This window comes from Streptomyces sp. NPDC044061, assembly GCF_056434305.1.
On the sequence record NZ_JBWKFL010000016.1, the window covers coordinates 236,631 to 243,058 of the forward strand.

Consider the following 6,428-nt stretch of genomic DNA (forward strand, 5'->3'; position numbering starts at 1 on the left):
CGCCCGTCCCGACCCGCACGGCACACTCCTGTACACCTAGCTCCCGTTGATGACCTGTGGCATCAGCGAAGAAAGCAGACGAAATGTCTCACCTGCTCGACTCCGTCGACGCCTCGTCGCTGCGCAGCGACGTCCCGGCCTTCCGCCCGGGCGACACCGTCAACGTCCACGTCCGCGTCATCGAGGGCAACCGCTCCCGTGTGCAGCAGTTCAAGGGCGTTGTGATCCGCCGCCAGGGCTCCGGTGTCCGCGAGACCTTCACGGTCCGCAAGGTCTCGTTCTCCGTCGGCGTCGAGCGCACCTTCCCGGTGCACACCCCGATCGTCGAGAAGATCGAGCTCGTCACCCGCGGTGACGTGCGTCGCGCCAAGCTGTACTACCTCCGTGAGCTGCGCGGCAAGGCCGCGAAGATCAAGGAGAAGCGCGAGAGCTGAGCGCTTTCCCGGGGTCACAGCGGGGCCGGATAGCATCTGGCTCCGATGGACACCGAAGCACAGCCGACGGAACGCGATCGCTCCTCCCATCCCGGTACTCCGGGGTCGGAGGACCGGTCGCGTTTCGCGTTGGTGTCGCGGATCACCGAGTGGCTGCCGGGCGGCAGGATCACCCTGACCCTCTTCGCCTGCCTGGGGTTTTTGCTGCTTCTCAACGCTTTCGTGGTGCAACCGTTCCAGATTCCGAGCGGATCCATGGAACAGGGATTGAGGATCGGCGACCGCGTCCTCGTAAATAAGTTGGCGTACCGTTTCGGTGCTCAGCCGCGCCGCGGTGACGTGGTTGTCTTCGACGGGACCGGGTATTTCGGGGACGCCGACTACGTCAAGCGCGTTGTAGGTGTGGGGGGAGACCATGTGGTGTGCTGCGACAAGGAGGGGAGGCTCGAGGTGAACGGCCGACCGGTCGACGAGACGGCCTTCCTCTATCCGGGGGACACCCCGTCCGGCGTCCCCTTCGACGTCGTCGTGCCCCCGGGCCGCCTGTTCCTCCTCGGGGACCACCGCGGCGACTCCAGCGACTCCCGCGACCACCTCGGCTCGCCCGGCGGCGGCATGGTTCCCGTCGGCGACGTCATCGGCCGGGCCGACTGGATCGTCTGGCCGTACGACCACTGGACGCGTCTGACACGGCCGTCCGCCTACGCGCGCGTGCCCGCGGCCTCCACGGAGGGCGCGCATGGGTAACCGCGGCAAACCGCGCGGTGTGCCCGACACGCCCGCCGACAACCTGCTGCCGACCGGGACCCGCCGCACCTCCGTGCCGGGCGGTGGCCGCACGCGCGCGGAGCGGCGCAAGCTCCAGCGCAAGGTGAAGCGCAAGCGCAGGCGTTCAGCCGTTCGGGAGATCCCTCTTCTGGTCGGTGTCGCCGTCCTCATAGCACTGGTCCTGAAGACGTTCCTCGTCCAGGCGTTCGTGATCCCGTCGGGCTCCATGGAGCAGACGATCCGGATCGGCGACCGCGTCCTGGTCGACAAGTTCACCCCGTGGTTCGGCTCCAAGCCGCAGCGCGGGGACGTCGTCGTGTTCCACGACCCGGGCGGCTGGCTGGCCGACGAGCAGACCGCCAAGAAGCACGACCCCGTCGTCGTCAAGCAGTTCAAGGAAGGCCTCACCTTCATCGGCCTGCTGCCCTCCGACAACGAGAAGGACCTGATCAAACGGGTGATCGGGGTCGGCGGCGACCACGTCAAGTGCTGCGACGCGCAGGGCCGGGTCACCGTCAACGGCGTGCCGCTGGCCGAAGGGGACTATCTCTACCCCGGGAACGCGCCGTCCGTGAGCCCCTTCGACGTCACGGTGCCCAAGGGCCGCCTGTGGGTGATGGGCGACCACCGGGGCAACTCCGCGGACTCCCGGTACCACCAGAACACGGCTTACAAGGGGACCGTCTCCGAGGACTCGGTGGTCGGCCGCGCCATGGTCATCGGCTGGCCCATCGGCCATTGGACGCGCCTGGAGGAACCTAAAACCTTCGCAAGCGTTGTCAACTCCGTGTCGGGGGCGACTGTGGCCCCTCCGCTGTCGCATAGGGTTGCCCCCGACGATCCGAACGCAATGACCCAGCTCCCGACCCCTGCGGAACTCCCGCTCGTTATGGGAGTGGTGGGCCTGCACCGGCTATCGGGCAGGCGGCGGCACAGAGTAAGGAGTTGGCGTGGGGGATGTGGCGGTTGGCGCACGGTCGGGACACGACGGCGAAGAGCACCGCGGGCACCCCGTGGAGGCGAACGCCCCCGCTCCGGACGGCGCTGTGACCTCTGGGAACTCCGAGTTCTCGGCGGCCGGCGACGGCACCCCGGAGGAGGGGCAGCCCGGGACCGAGGGCGAGGGCACGGACGCGGGCGCACGCCCGCCGAAGAAGCCGCGCTCCTTCTGGAAGGAGCTGCCGATCCTGGTCGGCATCGCGCTGGTTCTGGCGCTGCTGATCAAGACGTTCCTGGTGCAGGCGTTCTCGATTCCGTCGGACTCGATGCAGAACACCCTCCAGCAGGGTGACCGGGTTCTGGTCGACAAGCTCACGCCGTGGTTCGGCTCCAAGCCCGAGCGCGGTGAGGTCGTCGTCTTCCACGACCCGGACAACTGGCTGGCCGGCGAGCCGGCGCCCAACCCGAACCCGGTGCAGAAGGTCCTCAGCTGGATCGGCCTGATGCCGTCCGCGGAGGAGAAGGACCTGATCAAGAGGGTGATCGGCGTCGGCGGTGACACGGTCCAGTGCAAGGGCAGCGGCCCGCTGATCGTCAACGGCAAGGCGCTGAACGAGCCGTACGTCTACCCCGGCAACACGCCGTGCAGCCAGGACGACCAGGGCGGCCAGTTCAAGGTGAAGGTCCCCAAGGGCTACATCTGGGTGATGGGCGACCACCGCCAGAACTCCCGCGACTCCCGCTACAACCAGTCCGACAAGCACCACGGCATGGTTCCCGTCGACAAGGTCGTCGGCCGCGCCATCGTCAAGGCCTGGCCGATCAACCGCTGGGGCACGCTGCCGATCCCGGACACCTTCGACCAGCCCGGCCTCGACCAGCAGTCCTCCGCCGCGGCCTCCCTGTCGGTGGCGCCGGAGGGCGTCGCCGTGGCGGCGGTGCTGCCGGTGGCGGTGTGGCGGCGCAGGCGTTCGGACCGCCTGGAGTCCGCGAAGCGGTAAACGGTGGCCCGAGCCGCCAAAGAGGGGCTGCCCCTGCTCGGTACCGCCGGGTAGGGTGCGGGTCCATGGGTGGCGAGAGCACGACGCGTACGGCCCCGCGCAGCGGGAGCACAGGCACGGCACAGGCCGGCGGCAGCCGGCTCGGGCAGCGGTTGTCCGGGCTGGCCGTGGCGCTCGGTCTGGTGCTGTTCCTCGGAGGATTCGGCTGGGGAGCGCTGGCCTACCGGCCGTACACCGTGCCCACCAGCTCGATGACCCCGACGATCGACATCGGCGACCGGGTGCTGGCCCAGCGGGTCGACGGCGGTGAGGTGAAGCGCGGTGACGTGGTCGTCTTCCGCGACAAGAACTGGGTCGCCAACGCCAACGTGGTCAAGCGTGTCGTCGCGGTGGGCGGCGACACCGTCGCCTGCTGCACCGACGGCAAGCTCACCGTCAACGGCAAGCAGATCGACGAGCCGTACCTGCCCAAGGGCAGCCTCGCCGAGATCACCGACTTCCCGACGGTGACCGTTCCCAAGGGCAGGCTCTTCCTGCTGGGCGACGAGCGCCAGGGCTCCCTGGACTCCACCGCCCACATCACCGACGCCGCCCGCGGCACGGTGTCCCGCGATGCCGTCTCCGCCCGGGTCGACGCCGTAGTCTGGCCCATGAAGGGCATGCTCAAGCGTCCCACCGGCTTCCAGACCCTGGGCGCCCTCTCGCAGCCGGGCCCGTTGCGGACCATCGAGCTGCTGATCGTCGCAGGCACCGTCCTGGTCCTCGCAGGGGGCGCGTACGGCCCGATCGCGAAGCGGCTCGGCCGCTCCCGCACCCGCCCGGAGCCCGCCGGTGGCCGCTGAGACCACGCGGACCGGCGAGGACACGTACGAGGGCGGCCTGCGCAAGGTCGCCCGGGTGGTCCTCCTCGACCCGGAGGAGCGCATCCTCCTCCTGCACGGCCACGAGCCCGACGACCCGGCCGACGACTGGTGGTTCACCCCCGGCGGCGGTCTGGAGGGCACCGAGACGCGCGAAGAGGCTGCACTCAGGGAACTCGCCGAGGAGACCGGCATCACGGATGTCGAACTCGGACCCGTGCTGTGGCGCCGGCAGTGCTCCTTCCCGTTCGCGGGCCGCCGCTGGGACCAGGACGAGTGGTACTACCTGGCCCGTACGACCCAGACGGCGACCGCGGCACTGGCCCTGACGGACCTGGAACGACGCAGTGTCGCCGGAGCACGCTGGTGGACGTGTCAGGAACTGACCCGGGCACATGAGACGGTGTATCCGACCAGACTCGCCGGGCTGCTGCGCACGCTGCTCGACGAGGGTCCCCCGACCAGGCCCGTGACCCTGGACACCGAAATCGTCTGAGGGCTCGTCGGACTGGCGCACAATGGGGGGATCGCACGGCTGAAGGGGAACATGCCATGAGCGCCGAGGACCTCGAGAAGTACGAGACCGAGATGGAGCTGAAGCTCTACCGGGAGTATCGAGATGTCGTCGGTCTGTTCAAATACGTGATCGAGACCGAGCGGCGTTTCTACCTCACCAATGACTACGAGATGCAGGTGCACTCGGTCCAGGGCGAGGTGTTCTTCGAGGTGTCCATGGCCGACGCCTGGGTCTGGGACATGTACCGGCCCGCTCGTTTCGTGAAGCAGGTCCGCGTACTCACGTTCAAAGACGTGAACATCGAGGAGCTGAACAAGAGCGACCTCGAGCTTCCGGGTGGCTGATGACCTGCGGTTTCCCTCTTTCGGGTGACGGGCTTTTCCACAACCGCCGAGCGATCCACCAAGATCCACTTCTGCTCGCGTGATGCGTGACGGTTGGCGCCGGAGGTGGTGCCGACATGAGCAGGGCACGCAGTGGACTCGGCAGGTACGGCGAGGATCTGGCCGCACGGCGGCTGGCCGAGGCCGGTATGACCATCCTGCGGCGCAACTGGCGCTGCGGGCGGTCCGGCGAGATCGACATCGTGGCCCGGGACGGGGACACACTGGTCGTCTGCGAGGTGAAGACCCGTAGGGGCGGCGCGTTCCAGCATCCGATGGCCGCGATCACACCGGAAAAGGCCCAGCGGCTCCTGTCCCTCGCGGAACGCTGGATCCAGGCCCACGGAGGAGCCCCGCCGGGAGGCGTTCGCATCGACCTGATCGGCGTCCTGCTGCCCCGCCGGGGCGGCCCGTCCGTCGAGCACGCGCGGGGGGTGTCCTGACATGGGATTCGCCCGTACGTGCTCAGTGGCCCTCGTGGGCGTCGAGGGCGTGGTCGTCGAGGTCCAGGCCGACCTGGAACCCGGCGTCGCGGCCTTCACCCTGGTGGGCCTCCCCGACAAGAGCCTGACGGAGAGCAGGGACCGGGTCCGGGCGGCGGTGGTGAATTCGGGCGGCGAGTGGCCGCAGAAGAAGCTGACCGTCGGACTCAGCCCGGCCTCCGTGCCGAAGGCCGGCTCCGGATTCGACCTGGCCGTCGCCTGCGCGGTGCTCGGCGCCGCCGAGCGCATCGACCCCCGGGTCCTCGCCGACATCGTCATGGTCGGAGAACTCGGCCTGGACGGCCGGGTGCGGCCGGTGCGGGGCATCCTGCCCGCGGTCCTCGCGGCCGCCGACGCCGGCTACGAACAGGTGGTCGTACCGGAGTGCGCCGCCGCCGAGGCCTCGCTGGTGCCGGGCGTGTCGGTGCTCGGCATCCGCAGCCTGCGGCAGCTGATCGCCGTGCTCACCGACGAGCCCGTGCCCGAGGAGCAGCCCGACGACCACGGGCGCCCGGATCCCCTCCTGGCCGGTCTGCGGGTGCCGGGCACCGGCGCGGCCACCGGCATGCACAGCGTCGGCGCCGCACAGCACGAGCAGGACCACGACCTGGCCGACGTCGTGGGCCAGATCTCGGCGCGCACGGCCGTGGAGGTGGCCGCCGCCGGCGGGCACCACCTGTTCCTCGAAGGGCCGCCCGGCGCGGGAAAGACCATGCTCGCCGAGCGCTTGCCCGCCGTGCTTCCCCGGCTCACCCGGGAGGAGTCGCTCGAGGTCACGGCGGTCCACTCGGTGGCCGGGCTGCTGCCGCCGGGCAAGCCGCTCATCGACGTCGCGCCCTACTGCGCCCCGCACCACTCGGCCACGATGCAGTCGCTCGTCGGGGGCGGACCGGGCGTCGCGCGGCCCGGTGCCGTGTCCCTCGCACACCGGGGCGTGCTGTTCCTGGACTTTACCGATCACGGTGTGGGCATCCCGGTCGTTCGTTTGGGTGGCCCAGACGGCCGTCCCGTCTCCATTTACCGATCCGCAACGTTGCCTCCGTG

Annotated in this window: 8 protein-coding genes and 1 pseudogene; all 9 read left to right on the top strand. The window is 69.6% G+C overall.

Annotation, left to right across the window (positions count from 1 at the left end):
- Positions 1–83 precede the first annotated feature (83 nt).
- On the top strand, positions 84–434 hold the full coding sequence (rplS, locus tag AC07CM_RS26760) for a 50S ribosomal protein L19 (protein WP_366012052.1): 351 nt from the start codon (positions 84–86) through the stop codon (positions 432–434).
- A 45-nt stretch (positions 435–479) separates the two neighbouring features.
- Positions 480–1,181, top strand: coding sequence for a signal peptidase I (lepB, locus tag AC07CM_RS26765; RefSeq protein WP_478878973.1), 702 nt, complete (start codon positions 480–482; stop codon positions 1,179–1,181).
- A pseudogene (gene lepB, locus AC07CM_RS26770) lies at positions 1,174–2,262 on the top strand (signal peptidase I); the annotation flags it as partial. The gene lepB (AC07CM_RS26765) and the pseudogene lepB (AC07CM_RS26770), both read left to right, overlap by 8 nt.
- A complete protein-coding gene (gene lepB, locus AC07CM_RS26775) occupies positions 2,153–3,142 on the top strand; it encodes a signal peptidase I (protein WP_478878974.1) in 990 nt (329 codons plus the stop codon). The pseudogene lepB (AC07CM_RS26770) and the gene lepB (AC07CM_RS26775), both read left to right, overlap by 110 nt.
- Positions 3,143–3,207: 65 nt before the next feature.
- Entirely contained in the window at positions 3,208–3,984 is a 777-nt protein-coding gene (gene lepB / locus AC07CM_RS26780) for a signal peptidase I (protein ID WP_478878975.1), read from the top strand.
- On the top strand, positions 3,974–4,498 hold the full coding sequence (locus tag AC07CM_RS26785; RefSeq protein WP_478878976.1) for an NUDIX hydrolase: 525 nt from the start codon (positions 3,974–3,976) through the stop codon (positions 4,496–4,498). The genes lepB (AC07CM_RS26780) and AC07CM_RS26785 overlap by 11 nt, the downstream gene beginning before the upstream one ends.
- Positions 4,499–4,554: 56 nt before the next feature.
- Positions 4,555–4,863 (top strand): DUF2469 domain-containing protein, encoded by a 309-nt coding sequence (locus AC07CM_RS26790; protein ID WP_003965949.1) that lies wholly within the window; start codon positions 4,555–4,557, stop codon positions 4,861–4,863.
- 86 nt (positions 4,864–4,949) lie between these two features.
- Complete coding sequence (locus AC07CM_RS26795; RefSeq protein WP_478878977.1) at positions 4,950–5,345, top strand: YraN family protein; 396 nt, start codon at positions 4,950–4,952, stop codon at positions 5,343–5,345.
- A gap of 1 nt (position 5,346) precedes the next feature.
- The coding region (locus tag AC07CM_RS26800) for a YifB family Mg chelatase-like AAA ATPase (RefSeq protein ID WP_478878978.1) at positions 5,347–6,428 on the top strand (1,082 nt) is incomplete at its 3' end.